This window comes from Nocardioides sp. LHD-245, from assembly GCF_030929495.1.
GTDB lineage: Bacteria > Actinomycetota > Actinomycetes > Propionibacteriales > Nocardioidaceae > Nocardioides.
Genome location: NZ_JAVFWN010000010.1, coordinates 67,496 through 88,302, shown reverse-complemented (window position 1 = coordinate 88,302; position 20,807 = coordinate 67,496). Strand labels below are relative to the sequence as shown.

Below are 20,807 nucleotides of genomic sequence, written 5' to 3'. Positions count from 1 at the left end.
CTACTCCCGGTTGTCGCAGATAGCGCCGCCGGGGTCCGAGGTGGCCTTTGTGTCGAGGCTACTCCTGCAGTCCTAGGGACAGAGGGGTGAGGACGGCGTGATGACGACGACGCAGATCCTCGCGACCATCGGCGCCCGGCACCGCGACGGGCAGCCGTTGACCGACCTGCTGTGCATCGACTGCGCGCAGTCGCTCAGGCTGGCCGGGGTGGGGATGACGCTCATGAACGACGCCGGTCACCAGGCGGTGATCGGTACGTCGGGCACCGTCGCCTCCCGGCTTGAGGAGATTCAGTTCGACCTCGGCGAGGGACCGAGCCTCGACGCCTCACGCACGAACCGCACGGTCGGCAGTGATGATCTCGGCGACGGGGTGCTGCTGCGCTGGCCGGCGTTCGCCTCGGCCGCGCTGGTCGCGGGCATCAGCGCGGTCACGGCGGTTCCGCTTGGCGTGGGCGGGGTCCGGCTCGGCAGCCTGAGCATGTACCGCTCCTCCCCCGGCCGCCTCGACGAGCAGCAGCGGGCCACCGCTCACGCCTACGGCGGAGCGGCCGTCGTCGTGCTCCTCCACCTGCAGGAGCGCATTCCGTCCCTCGACCTGTCCCGCGACGGTCTGCACCCCGATCTCGGCGCGCCGGTGGCCTACCGCGCCGAGATCCATCAGGCCACGGGCTTCCTCGCGGTCAGGGCCGCGGTGGGCATGACTGAGGCGCTGTTGCTCCTGCGTGCCCATGCGTTCGCCGCCGACCGCTCGCTTCTCGACGTGGCCCGCGACGTCCTCGCAGGACGGCTACGCATCCACCCGAAGGAGAACGAGGATGATTGACACAGGCACGGCCTACCGGGGCCTGGTCCGCGACGGTGGAGGAGGTGGCCATGACGAGTGAGCAGCGGCTGGCGCGGGTCTTCGTCGAGCTCGCCGACACCCTCGTCGACGAGTTCGACGCGCTGGACTTCCTCTCCACCCTGACCGAGCGCAGCGTCGAGCTGCTCAACGCCGACGCCGCGGGCGTGATCCTGGCCGACGCGCGCGGTGTCCTGCACGTCGTGGCGTCCACGAGCGACCAGGCCCAGCTCCTCGAGCTCCTCGAGCTCCAGAACGACGAGGGCCCCTGTCTCGACTGCCTCCAGGCCGGGCGCGTGGTCGTTAACGTCGGACCCGGCGACGCCCACGCCCGCTGGCCCCGGTTCAGCGCGGCTCTCGCCGAGGTCGGCTTCGCGTCCGCCCACGCGATCCCCCTGCGCCTGCGCGACTCCGTGGTCGGCGCCATGAACCTGTTCTGCACGGCCGGTTCGCACCTGAGCGAGGACGACGTCGCCATGGGCCAGGCACTCGCCGATATCGCGACGATCGGGCTCCTCCAGGAGCGCGCGGTCCGCCAGTCCGGACTGATCGCAGAGCAGCTCCAGACCGCGCTCGACAACCGGGTGCTGATCGAGCAGGCCAAGGGGGTGCTGATGGCCAGCGCCGAGATCGACGTGGACCAGGCGTTCCGGTTGATGCGCGAGTACAGCCGGCGCAACAACCACGCGGTCAAGGACGTCGCCCGCCAGGTCGTGGACCGCACGCTGAGCGTCGAGCACCTGCGCCGCCCCTGAGCTCGGCGCGGACCTGGCGCCGGCCTGACGCCACGCTGGTACGACCGTGCGGAAGATCCATGGCCGCATGCGGCTTCGGGCGAGGCGCCGGCCGCGTCGAGCACAGGATCCGGGCTGGCTCGGACTGGCGCCAGCCACGTCCGTCGAGCATCAGACAGGGATACGGGCTACCTGCCCGGCCGGAACGACGGTGCCACGGGGTGCGGCCCCCACCACGTCGCGCCGCGGTCGGTCCAACGGTCGGCAGGGTCGACGTCGGGGTGTTCGGTGACAAGGTCGAGGATGTCCGCGGCGGAGTGCTTGTTTCCGTTCGTCGACGCGGCCAACAGCGCTTCCGTGCCCTGGTCGTCGGTGAAGTCCGGGGGGACGACGAGCAGGTAGAGCACGGCTCGTTCTGCTGTCTTGAGCCTCACGATGTGGTTGTCGGCTTGGGGAAGCCAGCCCACCTTCACGTAGCCGTCGGCGACAGGTACGCATCTCGGTGCCCCGGCCCAGTCGGGGCGTGACGCCGAGACCCTCCCCACCCTGCCGAACCGCACCGGGAAGTGGTCGACCAGGTCAGCCAGCTCGACCGCCAGGTCGTGGCTGCGGGGCCACCATCCCCCATCCACACGGTTTCGTCCGGGGTTCTCGACCATCAGAAGCCGCAAGGAACCACGCGCGGGCAAGGGAAGAACGGGACAGTTCGACGTCGACATGACGTCCGCCTCTCGACTGGTCCGCGCCGGTCGGGTTCCCGGTGTTGGCAGCCATCATCATCCTACGCCTGACTTACCAACCCAGCCGCCGGGCCGAGCCGGCCAGCGCACGGGTGTCGGCCGTGGGCGTGCCGGGTCGGCACCGGACTCCCATCTGATCCCCACGGCAGAAGGATCAGGCGACCTGCGTGGCCGGCTCCCGGGCCGCGCGATCTCATCCAGGCGATCTGGAAGAGGGTGCGCCTCCAGGGCTTCATCGTCGGGGACCACGCCGAGGACGGCGGCCACCGCCACGCTGCCGGGCGTAGAGTGGACGGGGACGGGCGCTGCGGCACAGCAGGTGCGGCAGCGGGCGCGAGGAGAGGCGGCGCGATGGCTGCCCGCAACTTCCCCTATCCGAACAGGTATCCCGATGCCCTCGGTGCCCTTCGGCTGCGGTTGAGCGAGGTGCAGCATGTCGCGCTCGCCGACGGGATCTGGTTGCCGTACGGCCGGGACCTGACGCGCGAGGGCGCGCATCTGGTCGACGAGTTCCCGGCCGACCGTGGGCGGATCGACAGGCTGGTCTACGCGCCCGGTGACTGGGACCTCGTCGCGCCCGAGATCTTCACCCGGCACGGTCGGGTCAAGGTCGGCTTCCTGCCCCGCAGTCGCGGGCGCGGGGTCGTGCTGCTGCGCCTGCACACCTCGGAGGTGCTCCGGATTCGGATCGCGTGGCCCGGGCGGCCGGCCGACCCGTCGTCCGAGCCATCGGCCGATCCATCGTCCGAGCCATCGGCCGATCCGCTGGCCGAGTGGCGTCCCGCCCGGAGCGGCGGTCGCTCGAGGCCGGCAGAGCTCGGAGTCCCGCCAGGTGGTGTGAAGGTCGACCGGTCGCGCTGAGGCCTCCGTCGGGTTGCCTGGGCCGGTCGAGAGGCGGCCGTCATGACGACGCCAGGAACAGCCGTCCCTCCCGTGGCCGGACCTCTCCCGCCTCGCCTGCGTAGGGGGCGCACGATGGGCGTCGACCGGCTGGATGGCGGTTGGTGGCCGCGTAGCGGCGACCTCACCGTCGAGCTGGCCGGCCTCGTCGACTACCTCCCGGCGGAGCTCGGCCGTGTCGTTCGGGGCCCTGTACTCCCCGCCGGACGGCTACGTCCTTCCCCGGCTGACATCGACGCAGGTCAAGGCGATGTCTGCGTGACTCGTGCATGGCAAAGGTTGCACCGGCATCGGCGGCCCTGCCCACAGCGCTCGCGTGCCGACCGAGCGGTACGAGGAAATCCGCGCGGCGGCGCCGGCGCTGCCCGACGCCGATCGAGCTGACCCCGCGCACGACCTCGTCGACAGCATCGAGATTCGGTACGACGACCGGCACGAAGCGGCGTGGGGTGCGAGGCGCTGGCTCGAACGCTTTGACCAGTTGGGCACCGACGACCGCGCTTGAGCGGCCCCTGCCCTTGGAGTCTGGGCTGGCCGTGAGGCCCTGATCCGCCCTTGAGGCGGGGATCTCCCCCGCGAGGGTCAGCGCCGGATCCACTGTTCGACGCCGTGGGGACTCCAGCTCGACCTCGCCTCCTTCCCACAGGGCAAGGCGTATGAGGCCACCACCGACCGCCGCCTCTGGCACTCCGGCTGCCCCGCCGACTGAGCCGGTCATCGGAAAAGCCGATGCAATGTGCAGGAAAGCAGCGCTTTCGCTGTACCTCGTCGCCCGACGAGGATCGACCCATCCGAAGTGAGAGGGTGGTTGGTCCATGTCCGAGGTCGTGCAACTCGAGAGCGCTGTCGCGTCCCATCTGTGTCCCGTGAGCAATTCGACAACGGCGCGCGAGCGGCCGGAGTTCGACTCCTACACCGGGCGCCTCGACGCGGACGTGCGACAGGTCGTGATGGCCTACTTCGGTGCGCAGGAGGCGTCGGCCGAAGCCGGCACCGCGCTCGGTGACGTACTCCGGATGCGCGCCCTCATGCGCCGGCCGGGTGGGCCGGGGCACCTGGAGCTCTCCCGCTACGTCGACCAGGCCGGTTGCGGCACGGTCCTGATCGTTGGCTACTGGCTCTCGCCCGAGGCGTTCGACAGCTGGTACGCCGCGCATGGGGCGAGCTGGACCAGCGGCGAGGCCGCGATCGGTCACTTCGTCGAGGTCGTCCGTCCGTCGGTGCGTCGCCTGGAGACGATCTACTCGTCGAACCGTGACCTGCAGGGGATCGGCACCCTGGCGGAGCGGCCGAGCGGACCGATCATCGAGCACGGCTACTGGGGCGGCATGCGCGAGCGCATGCCCGACGCGCGGGACAGCCGCCTCGCCTCGTCCGGTGCGCCGGAGCCGGTGGTGCGCGACGGCGCGACCGAGGTCGTGCCCCACGAGGGGCTGTGCCTGATCCGCTCCGGTCAGGACTTCAGCAGCACGGACGGTGCCGAGCGTGCCTTCTACTTGGAGCAGGTCGAGCCCCAGCTGCGCGCAGGGATGGACTTCCTGCGCGACGAGGGTCGCAGTATCGGGTGCTTCGCCAACCGGTACGTGTCAGTCCTGGGCGAGGAGGGCGAGCGACGCGAGAAGTCGTACGCGATGAGCTGGTGGAACGACATGGCGGACCTCGAAGGGTGGGCCAGGTCGCACCGGACCCACGTGCGCATCTTCGGTGCCTTCACGGCCCATATGAAGAGGTTCGGCGACGACGCCCGCCTGCGCCTCTACCACGAGGTGGCGGTGGTCCCGCGCGAGCACCAGTTCTTCCGCTACTCCCGGTGTCACGAGGGCACGGGCATGCTGCGTGCGATCCAGGACTAGACGGAATCCTCGCGCCACCGGCCGACGGTCCGGCGGCACATGCGCACCATCTCCCGGGCCCGGGCGGTGAGCCGAACGCCGCGCATGGTCGCGACGACCATGCTCAGCGGCGGCACCTCGTCGCGGATCCGCAGGGCCACGACCTTGCCGCCGTCGTAGGTCAGGTCGTGGGCCGGCAGCTGGTTGAGGATGGCGAAGCCATGACCGTGGGCCACCATCGAGCGGACCGTCTCGAAGCCGGTGGTCTGGTGCCTGATCCGCGGGGCGAAGCCGGTCGTCTCCATGATCGAGCTCATGTACCCGGCGGTGTGGGGCAGGTCCAGGATCACCATCGGATCGTCGGCGAGCTCCTGGAGGGAGACCTGGCGCCGGCGCGCCAGCCGGTGCTCCGCCCCGACGAGGACGTACGGCGGAACCTCGTACACCACGACGTGGTCCAGGTCCTCGTCCAGGTCGTAGCCGTACATGAGGGCGACCTCGCACCGCGCCTGGCGCAGCATGTTCTTGAGGGTGGCGTGCTCGGCCTCGACGACCGAGACGTCCACCCGCGGATGCTGCGCGTTGTACGCCGCCAGCAGCCGCGGGAGCTCGAACGGCCCCAGCGTGCTGAAGCAGCCGATGGTGAGCTCGCCGGTGAGATCGTCACCCGCGGTGCGTGCGGCCTCGGCGAGGTCGGAGGCATGGGCGAGGAACCCGCGCAGCTCCTGGTAGAACGACTGGCCCGCGGCGGTCAGGGTCAGCCCGCGGGCGTGGTGGCGGATCAGCAGCTGGATCCCGAGATCCTTCTCCAACTGGGCGACCGCCGTCGAGACCGCCGACTGCGAGACCATGAGCGCCTTGGAGGCGCCGGTCATGCTCAGGTGCTCCGCGGCGGCGGCGAAGTAGCGCAGCTGGGTCAGGGTGAAGGCGGGATCCGCCACGGGTGTCCTCCCGGGTTGCGTGCGCCGACTGATGGGCGGGATCCATCGTACACGCTACATCTGTCTGATCGATGATGTTCATCGGAAAGATAGGTTTGACTGATACATCACGCCGGGATCAGGCTGCTGTCACTCGCAAAGCCTGGCGGCCGGTTCGTCGCCCGAACATGGAGATCCCGATGACCGATTCACGACCCACCTCTGCGCCGGGCTCCGGCGCGGCCGGCCCCCTCCTCGAGGCGCGGAGTGTCGACTACGTGCCGCCGCACGAGCGGTACGGCTCGGCGAAGAGCCTCTTCACCCTGTGGTTCGGCGGCACGGCGATGGGGGTCACGCTGCTGACCGGCTCCCTGGCCGCGCTGACGGACCTCAGCCTGCTCTGGAGCGTCGTCGCGATCATCGTCGGCACGCTCATCGGCGTCGTCTTCGTGGCCTACCACTCGGCGCAAGGGCCGGTCCTCGGTCTCCCGCAGATGATCCAGTCGCGCGCCCAGTTCGGGTTCTTCGGAGCCAACCTGCCGCTCGTCGTCGTCATCGCGATGTACCTCGGGTTCTTCGGGGGCGGCGCGATCCTCGCCGGCCAGGCGGTCGGCGAGCTCTTCGGGATGAGCGCCAAGGCGGGCATCTTCATCAGCGGCCTCATCTCGATCGTCCTGGTGGTCTTCGGCTACGACGTCCTCCACCGGGTGGCCAAGGTCCTCACGCCGGTGTTCATCGTCGCGTTCGCAGTCCTCACCGTCGCGCTGGTCGCGAACTGGCCGGGAGCGGGTGACCGGGTCGTGGCGGAGAACGGGTTCTCGGCGACCGGGTTCTTCTTCGTCCTCGGGATCGTCGCCGCGTACTTCATCACCTACGGGCCGTACGTCGCCGACTACTCGCGCTACCTCCCGGAGTCCACGAGCCACGCGGAGACCTTCTGGTACACCTACGCCGGCATGGCGCTGGCCGGGATCTGGTTCATGTCGCTCGGGGCGGCGATCCAGATCGGCTACAGCCGGCTCCCGATCGTGGAAGCGCTCGCGGCGGCGGGAGACAGCGCCGGCGGTGTGCTGCGGTTCGTCGTCCTCCTGGCCCTGCTGGTCGGACTCATCAACATCGGCGCGCTCAACATCTACGGCGCGGCGATGTCGGGCATGACCATCGCGACCTCCTTCCTGAGCCAGGTGCGGCCGACCAAGGGGCTGCGGATGACCTTCATGCTGGCCACCGGCGCCGTGGGCACGATCGGGGCGTCGCTGTTGTCCGGGGACCTCATCGTCTCCTACGAGAACTTCATCTTCTTCCTGATCGCCTTCCTCGTCCCGTGGTCGGCGATCAACCTCGCCGACTTCTACGTCGTCGCCCGCGGCGAGTACGACGTCAAGGCGCTCTTCGACCCGCAGGGTCGCTACGGCCTCTTCAACGGGCCCGGTGTGCTCGCGTACGTCATCGGCTGCGCCGCGCTCGCCCCCTTCGTCTCGACCGTCTACTGGAGCGGGCCGATCGCGAAGGAGTTGGGCTTCGACATCTCGTGGCTGGTCGGACTCGTCGTCCCGGCCGCGCTCTACATCGTCATCTGCCGCGTCTGGTGGTCGCGTCCTACTGTGGACGAGCTGATCGCCCCGCGGGTCGACGCATTCGACCAGGCCTGATGGTCACCGACTCGAGAGGAACAGAACCCATGGCACACATCGACCCGATCGTGCGGGTGGCCGCGGTGCAGGCCGCGCCCGTCTGGATGGACAAGGACAAGTCGGTCGACAAGGCGATCCAGCTCATCGACGACGCGGCCGCGCGCGGCGCCCAGCTGGTCGCGTTCGGCGAGAGCTGGCTGCCCGGCTTCCCCTTCTGGATCTGGCTGGGCGCGCCGGCGTGGGGGAGCGACTACTTCGTCGAGCTCCACCAGAACGCTGTCGAGATCGACGGGCCCGAACTCCGGGCCCTTCGCACCGCCGCCCGGCGTGCGGGCGTCGAGGTGGTGATGGGAGCCACGGAACGTGACGGCGGCAGTCTCTACTGCACGCTGTTCTTCATCGGAGCCGACGGCTCGCTGCGCGGGCGCCACCGCAAGCTCAAGCCCACGCATGTGGAGCGCAGCGTCTGGGGCGAAGGCGACGGCAGCGACCTCTTCGTCCTCGACACCCCCATCGGCAGGATCGGCGGCCTCAACTGCTGGGAGCACCTGCAGCCGCTGTCGAAGTACGCGATGTACGCCGCCGGGGACCAGATCCACATCGCGGCCTGGCCGGCCCTGTCCATCTATCGGGAGCAGGCCTACGCACTCGGCGTCGAGGCGAACATGGCGGCCTCGAAGGTGTATGCGCTCGAGGGTCAGTCCTTCGTGCTGGCCTGCACGAGCATCGTCGACGAGGTCGTCATGTCCCGGCTGTGCGACACCCCCGAGAAGCAGCGCCTGCTTGAGCTCGGCGGCGGTACGACGACCATCTTCGCGCCCTCGGGGGCGGAGCTCGCGGGCCCGCTGCCCTATACGGCGGAGGACATCTTGGTGGCGGACCTGGATCTCGCGGAGATCCGTCGCGCGAAGCAGGCCGCGGACCCGGCCGGGCACTACGCCCGGGCCGACGCGACGCGGCTCGTCGTGAACCGTGAGCCCCGTCGGCCGGTCGACCACGGTGCCGCGGCCGAGGCCGGAGGGGTGATGGTCGCCGCTCCGGGGGCGATGCCCGCCTTCGACGAGGAGGACGAGTCGTCCGTCTAGACCCGGGACGAGCGGCCGCGACGCGGCGGTAGTGCGGGGCGTGGCGATGCCACGCCCCGCCTGCCGTAGTGGACGGCCCGGGCTCGGGTCGACGCCGCGGCGCGAGCCTGCCGCATTGCATCGAAATCAAAGATTCAAAAGGCCAACAACATCTGTTGGACATGTGCAAGGGACGCAGTCAGGATCGTGAGGACGGCCCCGCCGGCGAGGGCCGGCGGCGGGTGAGCCGCCGAGAGATGTGGAGGTAGGGCAATGTCGAATGAGGATGTCGAGGTCGTCGTGATCGGCGGCGGGCAGGCAGGTCTGGCGATGAGCGAGCACCTCGGTGCTCAGCGCGTCTCACACCTGGTGCTGGAGCGTGACCGGATCGCGGAGCGGTGGCGTACCGAGCGCTGGGACTCGCTCGTCGCGAACGGCCCGGCCTGGCATGACCGCTTCCCGGGCATGGAGTTCTCCGACGTCGCCCCCGACGGCTTCGCGACCAAGGACCAGGTCGCGCAGTACTTCGAGAGCTATGCGCGCAAGATCGAGGCTCCGATCCGGTGCGGCGTCGAGGTGACCGAGGTGCGGCGCAAGCCGGGACGCCCCGGCTTCCACGTCGAGACGACTGACGGCGTGATCGGCGCCCGGTTCGTGGTCGCCGCGACCGGACCGTTCCAGCGGCCCGTCATCCCGCCGATCGTCCCCGCGGGCGCCGTGCGGACGCAGCTTCACTCGAGTGGATACCGCAACCCCGAGCAACTGGCGGAGGGTGCGGTCCTGGTGGTCGGCGCCGGCTCGTCGGGCGTTCAGATCGCCGACGAGCTGCGCAGGTCGGGACGTCGGGTCCTCCTCTCGGTCGGTCCCCACGAGCGGCCGCCGCGGAGCTACCGGAGCCGGGACTTCTGCTGGTGGCTGGGTGTGCTGGGTCTGTGGGACGCCGACGCCCCGCCCCAGGGCGCCGAGCACGTCACCATCGCCGTCAGCGGTGCCCACGGCGGGCGCACGGTGGACTTCCGTGCGCTGGCGGAGAGCGGCATCGAGCTGCTCGGCCTCACGAGCGCCTACCAGGACGGCGTGCTCACGTTCGCCGCCGACCTCGGCGCCAATGTCGCCCGCGGCGACGCCAATTACCTGGCTCTCCTCGACGCGGCCGATGCCTACGTCGAGCGCCATGGACTCGACCTGCCCGAGGAGCCGCAGGCCCGGGTCACGCGCCCCGACCCGGCCTGTCTCACCGAGCCAGTCCTCTCCCTGGACCTGGCCGCGGAGGGCATCACCACGATCGTCTGGGCGACCGGCTTCGCTGCGGACTACGACTGGCTCCGCGTCGACGCGTTCGACGAGGCGGGCCGGCCGCGACAGCAGCGCGGGGTGTCCGTCGAGTCCGGCGTCTACTTCCTGGGGCTGCCGTGGCTGTCGCGCCGTGGCTCCAGCTTCATCTGGGGCGTCTGGCACGACGCGAAGTACGTCGCCGACCACATCATGACCCAGCGCCGCTATCTTGCCTATGCGCCGGAGCCGGCACCAGGGGACCTGCGCGAGCGGGCCGGCCTGACGGGAGCGAGCCGATGAACGCCCCCATCGTCGCGGGCGGCCACACGCGCATCCGCCCCTTCAACACGCGTGACACCTACCCGGAGCAGGAGCTCGACAACGACCTCTGCCAGGCGGTCGTCGCCGGCAACACGGTCTATGTCCGGGGTCAGATCGGGCAGGACCTCGACACCAGCGAGTCCGTGGGCATCGGCGATGTCGCGGCGCAGACCGAGCGGGCGATGGCGAACATCGAGATGCTGCTGTCCGAGGCGGGCGCGCGCATGGAGCACCTGGTCAAGCTGACCATCTACATCGTGGATCCGCGCTACCGCGAGGCGGTCTACCGGACGATCGGCCGCTGGACCCGGGGGGTCCACCCGATCTCCACCGGGCTCGTCGTCAGTGCCCTCGCGCGGCCGGAGTGGCTGGTCGAGGTCGACGCGATCGCGGTGATCCCGTGACGATGTCCTTCATCGGGGCCGACGACCAGGGCTTCGGCATCGCCATCGCCTCGTCCAGTCCCGCCGTGGCCGCCCGCTGTGCGCACCTGCGCTCCGGCGTCGGCGTGGTCGCCTCCCAGAACGTGACCGACCCCAGGCTCGGCCCGCGGCTGCTGGACCTCCTCGAGCGGCACGGCGACGCCGAGGCGGCGCTGCACCGGCTCACAACCGTCACCGAGCTCGTCGAGTATCGCCAGCTGACCGTGCTCGGGAGCGACGGTGGTGCCTTCTTCTCCGGCGGTCATGTCCTCGGCGTCCATGCGGCGGTGCGGGGTGACCGTGTCGTCGGTGCGGGCAACCTGCTGGCGGGCGAGGCGGTGATCGCCGCCGGCGTGGCCGCCTTCGAGGACGCGACGGGCGAGCTCGAGGAGCGGCTGCTGAGCGCCCTGTTGGCGGCCCTCGACCGCGGTGGCGAGGCGGGTCCGCTGCACGCGGCGGGTCTCCTGGTCACCCGCCACGGACGGGCATGGAACGAGACCGACCTGCGCGTCGACTGGTCCGACGGCGACCCGGTCGCCGAGCTCGGCGACCTGCTGCGCCGATGGCTGCCCGAACGGGACGCCTATGTCGCCCGCGCGATCGAGCCCGGCCGCGCTCCGAGCTACGGGGTGCCGGGTGACCTCTGACATCAAGGAGGTCGTGGCCCGGCGGGCGGGCCTGCTGCTGCCCCACCTCGTCGCCCTCTCCCGCGACCTGCACCGACACCCGGAGACGGCCTGGGAGGAGACCCGGGCCGCCGCGTGGGTGGCCGACCGCCTCTCGTCCTACGGCTACGAGGTCACGCCGGCGTACCTCGGGTTCCCGACGGCGTTGCACGCGCGGATCGGGTCCGGCCCGCTGCGGGTCGGGCTATGCGTCGAGTACGACGCGCTGCCGGGTCTCGGGCACGCCTGCGGACACAACCTCATCGCGGCCATGTCCACCGGCGCCGCGGGGGCGCTGGCGCAGGTGGCCGACGACCTCGGACTCACCGTCGAGGTCTACGGCACCCCCGCCGAGGAGGGCGGGGGAGGCAAGATCGAGCTCCTCGACCGGGGGGCGTTCGCCGGCCTGGATCTCGCGATGATGGTCCATCCGGCGCCGGTCGACGTCGCCGAGGCCCGCCCCTTCGCGGTCTCCCACTCCGAGATCGTGTTCCGGGGCAAGGCGTCCCACGCCGCCGCCTACCCCGAGGACGGCGTCAACGCCGCAGACGCGTTCACGATCTCCCAGGTCGCGATCGGCCTGCTGCGGCAGCAGTTGCCCGGCACCGCCCGGGTCCACGGCATCGTCACCCAGGCGGGCGAGGCGCCCAACGCGATCCCCGAGACCGCTAGCGGTCGCTGGTACGTGCGGGCCGCCTCGCTCGACGAGCTCGCGGACATCGAGCCGCGCGTCCGCCGCTGCTTCGAGGCGGGCGCGCTCGCGACGGGCTGCGAGCTCGAGATCGCTCCGGAGTCCCAGCCCTACGCCGAGTTCCGGACCGACGGATCCGCCCTCGCGGCTTACGTCGCGAACGCGGAGCGACTGGGACGGCGCTTCGACACCTCCGGGCGCGCGTCCCGGATGAACCGGGCGTCGACGGACATGGGGAACGTGTCCCAGGTGGTGCCCGCCATCCACCCCTATATCGGCATCGACTCGCTGCCGGCGGTCAACCACCAGGCCGCGTTCGCCGAGCACACCCTCGGTCCCGCGGCCGAGCGCGCCGTCCACGACGGCGCGGTGGCCCTGGCCTGGACGGCGATCGACCGGGCCCGTCAGGCCCGTCAGGAAGGACGACGATGAGCACTGCCGAAGTTGCCGGCACGCGTACCGAGACGGACTTCCTCGGGGAGCTCGCCCTCCCCGAGTCCGCTCTGTGGGGGATCCACACCGCGCGGGCTCTGCAGAACTTCCCGATCAGCGACGTCCCGCTCCACGCGCACCCGGAGCTGATCCGGGCGCTCGGCCAGATCAAGCTGGCGGCCGTCCGGGCCAATCGCGAGCTGGGCCTGATCGACCCGGTCGTGGCGGCCGCGATCGAGAGCGCCGCAGCGGAGGTCGCGACGCATCGGCTCGACCGGTTCTTCGTGGTCGACGTGATCCAGGGAGGAGCCGGCACCTCGACCAACATGAACGCGAACGAGGTGATCGCGAACCGCGCCCTCGAGCTGCTCGGCCATCGGCCCGGTGCCTACGACGTGGTGCATCCCATCGACCACGTCAACCGCTGTCAGAGCACCAACGACGTCTATCCGACCGCGATCCGGCTCGCACTTGTCCGGGTGCTCGACGAACTCGCCGGTCGGGTGCTCGCCTGCGTGGAGGCGCTGCGCGACAAGGGCGAAGAGTTCGCCGAGGTCCTCAAGATCGGTCGCACCCAGCTTCAGGACGCCGTCCCGATGACGGTGGGTCGGGAGTTCCGCGGTTGGGCCGTGACGTTGAGCGAGGAGCTGCCGCGGCTGCGGGAGACACGTGCGCTCTTGGCCGAGGTCAATCTCGGAGGCACGGCGATCGGCACCGGGATCACCGCGCCCCCGGCGTACTCGGTGCTCGTCTGCCGACACCTCGCCCAGCTCGCCGACATGCCCATCGTCCCGGCGGCGGACCTGGTCGAGGCGACGTCGGACACCGGTGTCTTCGTCCTCGTGTCGGGCGCGATCAAGCGGGTCGCGGTCAAGCTGTCGAAGATCTGCAACGACCTGCGCCTGCTCGGGTCCGGCCCCCAGGCCGGCTTCGGAGAGCTCCGCCTCCCGTCTCGTCAGGCCGGCTCCAGCATCATGCCGGGCAAGGTCAACCCGGTGATCCCCGAGGTCGTCAACCAGGTCGCCTACGCGATCTGCGGCAACGACGTCAGCATCACCATGGCGGCCGAGTCCGGTCAGCTCCAGCTGAACGCGTTCGAGCCGCTGGTTGCCCACCGTCTTCTCGAGGGGACCCGTTGGTTGGCCCGGGCCCTGGGGACCCTGACCGAGAACTGCATCGAGGGCATCGACGTCGACCGCGCCCGTCTGACCGCCGAGGTCGAGCGCAGTGTCGGCGTCGTGACGGCACTGGCCCCGGTGATCGGGTACGCGACCGCCTCCGAGATCGCCAAGGCCGCGCTGCGGGGCGAGGGCACGGTGCGTGAGCTCGTGCTTGGCACGGGCCTACTCGGGGAGGCCGAGCTCGCAGCACTCCTGTTGCCGTCCGTGCTCTGCGGCCACGACCCGGATCTCTCCGAGGAGGACGATCCGGTCGCGCTGGCGCGGGGTCTGATGGTGGGGGCTTCCCTGCGCTGGTGAGCTGCTGCCGTCGCGTCAGCCCGTCGCAGCGGGCCGGGGCGGGATGCGTCGAGCAGGCGTTGCAGCTCCTGGGGGTCGGGCGTCCGCTCTCCGGCGAGGGCGACGGCGAGCAGCAGCCGGGCCTTCTGGGGGCTCAGCTTCCCCGCGCCCAGCAGCGGGGTCGAGGTCGGAGCCACCCTGCCGTACGGCGTGCGCTGGGCCTGGCACACCACGACCCGGCCGCGGCGTCGACAAGGGTGGGCAGGGCGTCGCTGCCGATGGCGGTCGGTGGGCGCATCGACGCCGTCACCGCGACCGGCACCCAGGCGTCGAGCAGCCAGATCAGGAAGGCCACCTCTTCCAGGTGGTCGACCGATGTGACGCCCGTGCCGGTGAGGACCGTCGAGACGACCCCCGGGATCGCGGAGCACAGCCGCGGGACGTTCGGCAGCGAGTAGCCGTCCTCCGCCCCGCACAGCACCAGGGTTTCGGCTGCGCACGAGCCCGATCCGGCCCTCCATCCGGTAGGCGTTGACCGCCCGGTGGCCTTCCTCGACGCGGTCGATCACGAGCAGCGTCCGGCCTGGCCCTCGCTCGTGTGCCGGCGCGCTGGGGGAAGTAGCACGCCGTCCACCCGTCTGCCTGACGGCTGTCAGCACAGAGCCGCCGGGATTGGCCCGGAACTGCTGAGAGGTGGCGACTGGACGGGTGGACGGCGTGTGGCAGCCCGCCCTCCGCGGCAGCCGCGTTCCCGCCTCAGAGCACCAGGCGCCGGACGTCCGCGGCCAGGTCCGCGAGGTGCGCGGTGAACCGGGCGGCGAGGGCTCCGTCGATGACGCGGTGGTCGTAGGACAGGCACAGCGGCAGCATCAGGCGCGGCACGAAGGCCTCGCCGTCCCAGACGGGGGCCGTCTTGGAGCGGACGACGCCGAGGATGGCGACCTCGGGGGCGTTGACGATGGGGGTGAAGTGGGTGCCGCCGATGCCGCCGAGGCTGCTGATCGTGAAGGTCGCGCCCTGCAGGTCGGTGGCGGTGAGCTTGCCGTCGCGGGCGCGTGTGGACAGGTCGGCGAGCTCGCGGCTGAGCTCGAGGATGCCCTTGCGGTCGACGTCGCGCACGACGGGGACGACGAGACCGTCGGGGGTGTCGACGGCGACGCCGATGTGGACGTAGTCCTTGAGGACCAGCTCCTCGCCGGCCAGCGAGCTGTTGACCTCGGGGTGCCGGCGCAGGCCGGCAGCGGCCGCCTTGAGCAGGAAGCTGAGCAGGGTGACGCGGTAGCCGTCGGCGCGGGCGGCCTCGTCGAGCTCACGGCGGTACGCGTCGAGGTCGGTGATGTCGGCCTCGTCGGCGTGGGTGACGTGCGGGATGTTGAGCCAGGAGCGGTGCAAGTGCGGACCGGAGAGCTTCTTGATCCGCGACAGCGGGACCCGGCGGACCGGGCCGAACTTCGCGAAGTCCACCTCCGGGATCGGCGGGATCCCCGCACCTGCGGTGGTTCCGGCGGGTGTGATGCCGCGCTCGTAGTGCGCGAGCAGGTCCTGCTTGGTGACCCGGCCCTTGACGCCGCTGCCGGCGACGGCGGCCAGGTCGACGTCGAGCTCGCGGGCGAGGCGGCGGACGAGCGGGGTGGCGCGGAGGCCACCATCCGGATCGGCCGCCTCGGGTACGACGGGCGCGGGGTCGGGCTGCGTCCCCGCGGGTGCCGGGGTCGCTCCGGGTGCCGGGGTCGCTCCGGGTGCCGGGGTCGCTCCGGGTGGCTGCGTCGCCGTGGCGCGTGCGGGCTCCGCAGGCGACGTCGCCGCCGGCTCCTGGGCCGCTACCTCCTCGGCTGCTACCTCCGCGATCGCGATCACGCTGCCCTGGCTGACCGTGTCGCCGACGGCGACCGACAGCGACACGATCGTCCCGGCGACCGGCGAGGGCACCTCCATCGTGGCCTTGTCGGTCTCCAGCGTGACCAGCGGATCCTCCACCCGCACGACGCTGCCGGGCGCCACGAGCAGCTCGATGACGGGTACGCCGGTGAAGTCGCCGATGTCGGGGACGCGAATTTCCACGGTGCTCTCCATCGTTGCTGTCCTCACGCGTGGGCCGGGTCGGCCCGGTCGGGGTCGATGCCGTACTTCTCGATCGCCTGGGCGACCACGGCGGGGGCGACGGTGCCCTCGTCGGCGAGCCGGCGGAGGGCGGTGACGGCGATGAAGTGCCGGTCCACCTCGAAGTGGCGGCGCAGGTTGCGGCGGTAGTCCGAGCGGCCGAAGCCGTCGGTGCCGAGGGCGGTGTAGCTGCCCGGGACGAAGGCGCGGATCTGGTCGGCGTACGCCTTCATGTAGTCGGTGGCGGCTACGACCGGACCGCCGCGCCCCTCCAAACACGCGGCGACGTACGACGTGCGCGGCTCCTCGAGCGGGTGCAGGGTGTTCCAGCGCTCGGTGGCCAGGCCGTCGCGGCGCAGCTCGGTGAGGCTGGGCGCGCTCCAGACGTCGGCCTCGATGCCGAAGTCCGCGGCGAGGAGGTCGGCGGCCGCGAGCACCTCGCGCAGGATGGTGCCGGAGCCGATGAGCTGCACCTGCGCGGTGCCCTCGGCCGGCCGCAGCTCGTAGAGGCCCTTGAGGATCCCCTCGGTGACGCCCTCGGGCATCGGCGGGTGCTCGTAGTTCTCGTTCATGAGCGTGAGGTAGTAGAAGACGTCCTCCTGCTCGGCGTACATGCGGCGCAGGCCGTCGGCGACGATGACCGCCAGCTCGTAGGCGTACGTCGGGTCGTAGGCCACGCAGTTGGGGATCATCGCGGCCTGCAGGTGGCTGTGGCCGTCCTCGTGCTGGAGGCCCTCGCCGTTGAGCGTGGTCCGGCCGGCGGTGCCGCCGACGAGGAAGCCGCGCGCCCGGATGTCGCCCGCGGCCCAGGCGAGGTCGCCCACCCGCTGGAAGCCGAACATCGAGTAGTAGACGTAGAACGGGATCATCGGGGTGTCGCTGCTGGAGTACGACGTCGCCGCGGCGATCCACGACGACATCGCGCCGGCCTCGTTGATGCCCTCCTGGAGGATCTGGCCGCTGGCGTCCTCCTTGTAGAACATCAGCTGGTCCGCGTCCTCCGGCGTGTAGAGCTGGCCGCTCTGCGAGAAGATGCCGACCTGGCGGAACAGCCCCTCCATGCCGAAGGTGCGTGCCTCGTCCGGGACGATCGGCACCACCCGCTTGCCGATCTCCTTGTCCCGCAGCAGCTTGGTGAGGATCTGGACGAAGGCCATGGTCGTCGAGATCGCGCGGCCGTTGGAGCCCGCGACCTGGGCGGCGAACGCCTCGACCCCGGGCACCGCGAGCGCGGCCGACGTACGACGGCGGGCCGGCAGGTAGCCGCCGAGCTCCTTGCGGCGCGCGTGCAGGTAGGTGTGCTCCTCCGAGCCCTCGGGGAACGAGAGGTAGGGCAGGTCGAGCAGCTGCTCGTCGGCGACCGGGATGGAGAACCGGTCGCGGAAGGCGCGCAGCGCGGGCTCGGCGACCTTCTTGGCCTGGTGGCTGATGTTCATGCCCTCGCCGGCCGAGCCGAGTCCGTAGCCCTTGACGGTCTTGGCGAGGATGACGGTCGGACGCCCGGTGTGGGCGGCAGCGGCGGCGTAGGCGGCGTACACCTTCTGCGGGTCGTGCCCGCCGCGGGTGAGCCGCCAGATCTCGTCGTCGGTCCAGTCCGCGACCATGGCGGCGAGCTCCGGGTCGACGCCGAAGAAGTGCTCGCGGACGTACGCGCCGTCCTTGGACTTGAACGTCTGGTACTCGCCGTCGACGCACTCCATCATCCGCCGCTTGAGGGCGCCGCCGGTGTCGCGGGCGAGGAGCTGGTCCCAGCCGGAGCCCCAGATCAGCTTGATCACGTTCCACCCGGCGCCGCGGAAGACGCCCTCGAGCTCCTGGATGATCTTGCCGTTGCCGCGCACCGGGCCGTCGAGGCGCTGCAGGTTGCAGTTGACGACGAAGACGAGGTTGTCGAGCTTCTCCCGGGCGGCCATCGAGATGGCGCCGAGCGACTCGGGCTCGTCGGTCTCGCCGTCGCCGAGGAAGGCCCACACCTTGCGGCCGGCGGTGTCGGCGAGGCCGCGGGCGTGGAGGTACTTGAGGAAGCGCGCCTGGTAGATCGCCATCAGCGGCCCGAGGCCCATCGAGACGGTCGGGAACTGCCAGAAGTCCGGCATCAGCCACGGGTGCGGGTACGACGACAGCCCGTTGCCGCCGGTCTCCTGGCGGAAGCTGTCGAGCTGGGCCTCGGTGAGCCGGCCCTCGAGGAAGGCACGGGCGTAGATGCCGGGGGAGAGGTGGCCCTGGACGTAGACCAGGTCGCCGCCGTGCTCCTCGGTCGGGGCGTGCCAGAAGTGCTGGAAGCCGACGTCGTAGAGGGTGGCTGCGGACTGGAAGCTCGCGAGGTGGCCGCCGAGCTCGGTGGAGTCCTTGTTGGCGCGCAGCACCAGGGCGAGCGCGTTCCAGCGGATGGCCGAGCGGATCCGGTGCTCGACCTCGCGATCGCCCGGGTGCGCCGGCTCGTCGGCCGGCGCGACCGTGTTGACGTAGGGCGTCGTGGCGACGAAGGGCACCCGGGTGCCGAGTCGCTGCGCCTCGGCGAGGACCTGGTCGAGCAGGTACGTCGTGCGTGCCTCGCCCTCGAACTCGAGGACGGCCGCGAGAGCGTCGCGCCACTCCTGCGTCTCGGCGGGGTCGATGTCACTCATCCCGGGGTCCTGTCGCTCGGAGGTGCTGGCGGCTCCATCCTCAGCGTCGGGAGAACATGCGTCCAATGCCTAGTTCATTGGCCATCGATGCCTACTGCGCATGGATCTGCGCGCTCGTCCGCACCGTGTGAGCGCGGAACTCCGCCGAGGCCGGTGGCAGGGCACGGTCCTTGACCCAGGCGAGACCGATCTCGCGCGAGGCCCGCACGTCGGTGACGCGCAGGTGCGGGGTCGTCGGGGCCGCGGCGCTGCGCGGCTCGGGCAGCAGGGCGACGCCGAGGCCGGCGGCGACCAGGCCGCGGAGGGTCTCGACCTCCTCGCCCTCGAAGCCGATCCGGGGGGTGAAGCCGACCTCGCCGCACAGCTGCTCGGTGATGGCACGGAGGCTGAAGCCCTTCTTGAGCACGATGAACTGCTCGTCGGCGACGTCCGCGAGCCGTGCCGTACGCCGGCCCGGCGCGGTGCGGCGCCCGGCGAGCCGGTGCCCCGGCGGCACGACCAGGCGGAGCGGCTCGAGGAACAGCCGCCGGCTCTCGAGCTGGGGGTGCTCGGGCCGGTCGCCGGTGACCGCGAGGTCGACCAGGCCGCCGAGCAGGTCGTCGACGAGACCGGCGTCGCCGTGCTGGCGCAGGTCGAAGCGCACGTGCGGGCGCTCGAGGTGGAAGCTGCGGATCAGCTCGGGGACCAGCCAGGTCCCGAGGGTGTGGAGGAAGGCCACGGGTACGAAGCCGGCGTCGGGCGTGGTGAGATCCTGCACGGAGCGCACCCCGCGCTCGTAGGCGTCGATCGCCTCGTGGGCGTGCCGCGCGAGCTCGCGCCCGGCCGGCGTGAGGACGAGTCCACGCCCCACCCGTTGGAAGAGCGGCGTGCCGACGTCCCGCTCGAGCCGCGCCAGCGCCCGGGACACCGCCGGCTGGGTGCGGTGGACCCGCTCGGCGGTCTCGGTCACCGTGCTGCCGTCGGCCACCGCGAGGAAGGCACGGATCGTATCGAGCTCCATGGTTCCATGCTCCCAGCGCATGGGGTTGCCGCCAACGCGTCCTACCCGGCATTCGGGTCGCCGGATGGCCCGAGCCGCGACCTGGATGCCGGGTGCGACGGGAGACCCCGGGCCGACTTCAGAGCCGCAGCTCGTCGAGGACGGCGGTGCGGAGTGCGGCGAGGTGGGGGCCGACGCCGATCGCCCGGTCGGCCAGGTCCGCGGCGGCGGCCGCGCGGTCGTCGGCGCTCAGGTCGACCAGGTCGAGCACGTCGTACGGGTCCCAGCGCTCGTAGGCGATGCACTGGAAGCGGGCGCCCGTACGGGTCCTGCGCTGGGAGATGCCCACGAGCTTGCGGTCGCCGACGAGCACCTCGCCGGGGCCGAGCGCGGCGAAGCACACCAGCCGGCCCCACGGCGTCTGCTCGAGTCCACCCCGGTAGACCTGGGCCGCCACGCCGAGGGTGGCCAGTGCTCGCTGCCAGGCCTCGCCGAGCCAGTACGCCGACGCGCGGACATCGTCGCTCCACCGGCTGTCGTCGCGCGGCACGACCACGTCGAGCCACACGGACCGGGCCGGGTCGACGTACACGGCGCCACCACCGCTGCGGCGGCGGACGACGTCGACCCCGGCCGCGGTCACCGCCGCGGCGTCGGCGACGGTGTGGTCCTGGGCGCTGCCGAGGACCAGCGCCGGTCCGGTGGGCACGAACGACCAGATCTCGGCCTCGGTCAGGTCGTCGGGGATCGGGCGGGAGTGGAAGTCGGCGATCGACCCGGTGACCTCGCGCAGCAGCACGTGGTCGATTCTGCCTGAGTGCGCCGGGAGTCGCGGTGCGGCAACGATTCCCCCCAGAGATCGTTGCCGCACCGACGCGGGGGGCTCAGTGGCGCCCGGCCCTCGGCTCGGTGCCGTGGTGGCGCAGCTGCTCGGCGCTGGCGGGGACGATCTCCTGGGCCTCGACCTGCCACACGGACTCGGCGTACGTGAGCGCGGCACTGCGGCGGCGGTACTCGATGACGTCGTCCTCACTGGGCTCCACCCCCGCGGCCCACTGTCGGGCGAGGCGGTCGGCGGCCTGGTTGGCGCGCTCGAGCGCGAGCTGGAGGGCACGCGTCGCGCGGTCGTACGGCGCCTCGCTCATCGTCCGGCCCTCGTCAGGGTGGCGT

General features: G+C 71.3%; 21 protein-coding genes. 13 read left to right on the top strand and 8 right to left on the bottom strand.

What is annotated here, in order from left to right; genetic code table 11:
• Window positions 1-157 precede the first annotated feature (157 nt).
• A complete protein-coding gene (locus RB608_RS15410; protein ID WP_308088910.1) occupies window positions 158-826 on the top strand; it encodes a GAF and ANTAR domain-containing protein in 669 nt (222 codons plus the stop codon).
• Between the two features lie 50 nt (window positions 827-876).
• Window positions 877-1,599 carry a GAF and ANTAR domain-containing protein gene (locus tag RB608_RS15405; protein ID WP_308088908.1) on the top strand — a complete coding sequence of 241 codons (723 nt, stop codon included), beginning with the start codon at window positions 877-879 and terminating at the stop codon, window positions 1,597-1,599.
• 167 nt (window positions 1,600-1,766) lie between these two features.
• On the opposite strand, the gene RB608_RS15400 is transcribed toward RB608_RS15405, so the two are convergent.
• A complete protein-coding gene (locus tag RB608_RS15400; protein WP_308088907.1) occupies window positions 1,767-2,237 on the bottom strand; it encodes a DUF5994 family protein in 471 nt (156 codons plus the stop codon).
• A gap of 432 nt (window positions 2,238-2,669) precedes the next feature.
• Between RB608_RS15400 and RB608_RS15395 the strand changes: the two genes are divergently transcribed.
• The 4 genes from RB608_RS15395 to RB608_RS15385 all read left to right on the top strand — a co-directional run bounded on the left by RB608_RS15395 (window position 2,670) and on the right by RB608_RS15385 (window position 5,071).
• Complete coding sequence (locus RB608_RS15395; protein WP_308088906.1) at window positions 2,670-3,179, top strand: DUF5994 family protein; 510 nt, start codon at window positions 2,670-2,672, stop codon at window positions 3,177-3,179.
• Between the two features lie 42 nt (window positions 3,180-3,221).
• The gene (locus RB608_RS28315) at window positions 3,222-3,602 is read left to right on the top strand and encodes a DUF5994 family protein (protein WP_392391006.1); all 381 of its coding nucleotides are present in this window, start codon (window positions 3,222-3,224) and stop codon (window positions 3,600-3,602) included.
• A complete protein-coding gene (locus RB608_RS15390; protein ID WP_308088905.1) occupies window positions 3,535-3,723 on the top strand; it encodes a hypothetical protein in 189 nt (62 codons plus the stop codon). The genes RB608_RS28315 and RB608_RS15390 overlap by 68 nt, the downstream gene beginning before the upstream one ends.
• A 361-nt stretch (window positions 3,724-4,084) precedes the next feature.
• Window positions 4,085-5,071, top strand: a complete 987-nt coding sequence (locus RB608_RS15385; protein WP_308088904.1) for a phenylacetaldoxime dehydratase family protein — start codon at window positions 4,085-4,087, stop codon at window positions 5,069-5,071.
• Here the strand turns inward: RB608_RS15385 and RB608_RS15380 are convergent.
• A complete protein-coding gene (locus RB608_RS15380; RefSeq protein WP_308088903.1) occupies window positions 5,068-5,991 on the bottom strand; it encodes a LysR substrate-binding domain-containing protein in 924 nt (307 codons plus the stop codon). The two genes, RB608_RS15385 and RB608_RS15380, sit on opposite strands and share 4 nt — an antisense overlap.
• A 179-nt stretch (window positions 5,992-6,170) precedes the next feature.
• On the opposite strand from RB608_RS15380, the gene RB608_RS15375 reads away from it, so the two are divergent.
• From RB608_RS15375 to RB608_RS15345, 7 genes are all read left to right on the top strand, one after another.
• Window positions 6,171-7,622, top strand: a complete 1,452-nt coding sequence (locus RB608_RS15375; RefSeq protein WP_308088902.1) for a cytosine permease — start codon at window positions 6,171-6,173, stop codon at window positions 7,620-7,622.
• 29 nt (window positions 7,623-7,651) lie between these two features.
• On the top strand, window positions 7,652-8,689 hold the full coding sequence (locus RB608_RS15370) for a carbon-nitrogen hydrolase family protein (RefSeq protein WP_308088900.1): 1,038 nt from the start codon (window positions 7,652-7,654) through the stop codon (window positions 8,687-8,689).
• A 252-nt stretch (window positions 8,690-8,941) separates the two neighbouring features.
• Window positions 8,942-10,243 carry an NAD(P)/FAD-dependent oxidoreductase gene (locus RB608_RS15365; protein WP_308088899.1) on the top strand — a complete coding sequence of 434 codons (1,302 nt, stop codon included), beginning with the start codon at window positions 8,942-8,944 and terminating at the stop codon, window positions 10,241-10,243.
• Window positions 10,240-10,668: a RidA family protein gene (locus RB608_RS15360; protein WP_308088897.1), complete on the top strand. Its 429-nt coding sequence runs from the start codon at window positions 10,240-10,242 to the stop codon at window positions 10,666-10,668. Before RB608_RS15365 ends, RB608_RS15360 begins: the two co-directional genes overlap by 4 nt.
• Before the next feature lie 2 nt (window positions 10,669-10,670).
• On the top strand, window positions 10,671-11,333 hold the full coding sequence (locus RB608_RS15355) for a DUF1028 domain-containing protein (protein WP_308089095.1): 663 nt from the start codon (window positions 10,671-10,673) through the stop codon (window positions 11,331-11,333).
• On the top strand, window positions 11,323-12,474 hold the full coding sequence (locus RB608_RS15350; RefSeq protein WP_308088895.1) for a M20 family metallopeptidase: 1,152 nt from the start codon (window positions 11,323-11,325) through the stop codon (window positions 12,472-12,474). The genes RB608_RS15355 and RB608_RS15350 overlap by 11 nt, the downstream gene beginning before the upstream one ends.
• Window positions 12,471-13,952 (top strand): aspartate ammonia-lyase, encoded by a 1,482-nt coding sequence (locus RB608_RS15345; protein ID WP_308088893.1) that lies wholly within the window; start codon window positions 12,471-12,473, stop codon window positions 13,950-13,952. Before RB608_RS15350 ends, RB608_RS15345 begins: the two co-directional genes overlap by 4 nt.
• A 133-nt stretch (window positions 13,953-14,085) precedes the next feature.
• Here RB608_RS15345 and RB608_RS15340 read toward each other — a convergent pair whose 3' ends face one another.
• The 6 genes from RB608_RS15340 to RB608_RS15315 all read right to left on the bottom strand — a co-directional run bounded on the left by RB608_RS15340 (window position 14,086) and on the right by RB608_RS15315 (window position 20,782).
• Window positions 14,086-14,412 carry a hypothetical protein gene (locus tag RB608_RS15340; protein WP_308088891.1) on the bottom strand — a complete coding sequence of 109 codons (327 nt, stop codon included), beginning with the start codon at window positions 14,410-14,412 and terminating at the stop codon, window positions 14,086-14,088.
• A 275-nt stretch (window positions 14,413-14,687) separates the two neighbouring features.
• Window positions 14,688-16,004 (bottom strand): 2-oxo acid dehydrogenase subunit E2, encoded by a 1,317-nt coding sequence (locus RB608_RS15335; protein WP_308088890.1) that lies wholly within the window; start codon window positions 16,002-16,004, stop codon window positions 14,688-14,690.
• A gap of 11 nt (window positions 16,005-16,015) precedes the next feature.
• Window positions 16,016-18,658, bottom strand: a complete 2,643-nt coding sequence (gene aceE, locus RB608_RS15330; protein ID WP_308088889.1) for a pyruvate dehydrogenase (acetyl-transferring), homodimeric type — start codon at window positions 18,656-18,658, stop codon at window positions 16,016-16,018.
• A gap of 91 nt (window positions 18,659-18,749) precedes the next feature.
• Entirely contained in the window at window positions 18,750-19,658 is a 909-nt protein-coding gene (locus tag RB608_RS15325) for a LysR family transcriptional regulator (protein WP_308088887.1), read from the bottom strand.
• Window positions 19,659-19,776: 118 nt separating this feature from the next.
• Window positions 19,777-20,436 (bottom strand): hypothetical protein, encoded by a 660-nt coding sequence (locus tag RB608_RS15320; protein ID WP_308088886.1) that lies wholly within the window; start codon window positions 20,434-20,436, stop codon window positions 19,777-19,779.
• 85 nt (window positions 20,437-20,521) lie between these two features.
• A complete protein-coding gene (locus tag RB608_RS15315) occupies window positions 20,522-20,782 on the bottom strand; it encodes a hypothetical protein (protein WP_308088884.1) in 261 nt (86 codons plus the stop codon).
• Between the last annotated feature and the right edge of the window lie 25 nt (window positions 20,783-20,807).

Excerpts from the sequence above, each read along its gene's own strand:
- aceE (WP_308088889.1), bottom strand. The coding sequence starts at position 18,658 with ATGAGTGACATCGACCCCGCCGAGACGCAGGAGTGGCGCGACGCTCTC.
- RB608_RS15360 (WP_308088897.1), top strand. The coding sequence starts at position 10,240 with ATGAACGCCCCCATCGTCGCGGGCGGCCACACGCGCATCCGCCCCTTC.
- RB608_RS15400 (WP_308088907.1), bottom strand. The coding sequence starts at position 2,237 with ATGGTCGAGAACCCCGGACGAAACCGTGTGGATGGGGGATGGTGGCCC.
- RB608_RS28315 (WP_392391006.1), top strand. The coding sequence starts at position 3,222 with ATGACGACGCCAGGAACAGCCGTCCCTCCCGTGGCCGGACCTCTCCCG.
- RB608_RS15365 (WP_308088899.1), top strand. The coding sequence starts at position 8,942 with ATGTCGAATGAGGATGTCGAGGTCGTCGTGATCGGCGGCGGGCAGGCA.
- RB608_RS15370 (WP_308088900.1), top strand. The coding sequence starts at position 7,652 with ATGGCACACATCGACCCGATCGTGCGGGTGGCCGCGGTGCAGGCCGCG.
- RB608_RS15355 (WP_308089095.1), top strand. The coding sequence starts at position 10,671 with ATGTCCTTCATCGGGGCCGACGACCAGGGCTTCGGCATCGCCATCGCC.
- RB608_RS15335 (WP_308088890.1), bottom strand. The coding sequence starts at position 16,004 with ATGGAGAGCACCGTGGAAATTCGCGTCCCCGACATCGGCGACTTCACC.
- RB608_RS15405 (WP_308088908.1), top strand. The coding sequence starts at position 877 with ATGACGAGTGAGCAGCGGCTGGCGCGGGTCTTCGTCGAGCTCGCCGAC.
- RB608_RS15325 (WP_308088887.1), bottom strand. The coding sequence starts at position 19,658 with ATGGAGCTCGATACGATCCGTGCCTTCCTCGCGGTGGCCGACGGCAGC.
- RB608_RS15395 (WP_308088906.1), top strand. The coding sequence starts at position 2,670 with ATGGCTGCCCGCAACTTCCCCTATCCGAACAGGTATCCCGATGCCCTC.
- RB608_RS15375 (WP_308088902.1), top strand. The coding sequence starts at position 6,171 with ATGACCGATTCACGACCCACCTCTGCGCCGGGCTCCGGCGCGGCCGGC.
- RB608_RS15345 (WP_308088893.1), top strand. The coding sequence starts at position 12,471 with ATGAGCACTGCCGAAGTTGCCGGCACGCGTACCGAGACGGACTTCCTC.
- RB608_RS15315 (WP_308088884.1), bottom strand. The coding sequence starts at position 20,782 with ATGAGCGAGGCGCCGTACGACCGCGCGACGCGTGCCCTCCAGCTCGCG.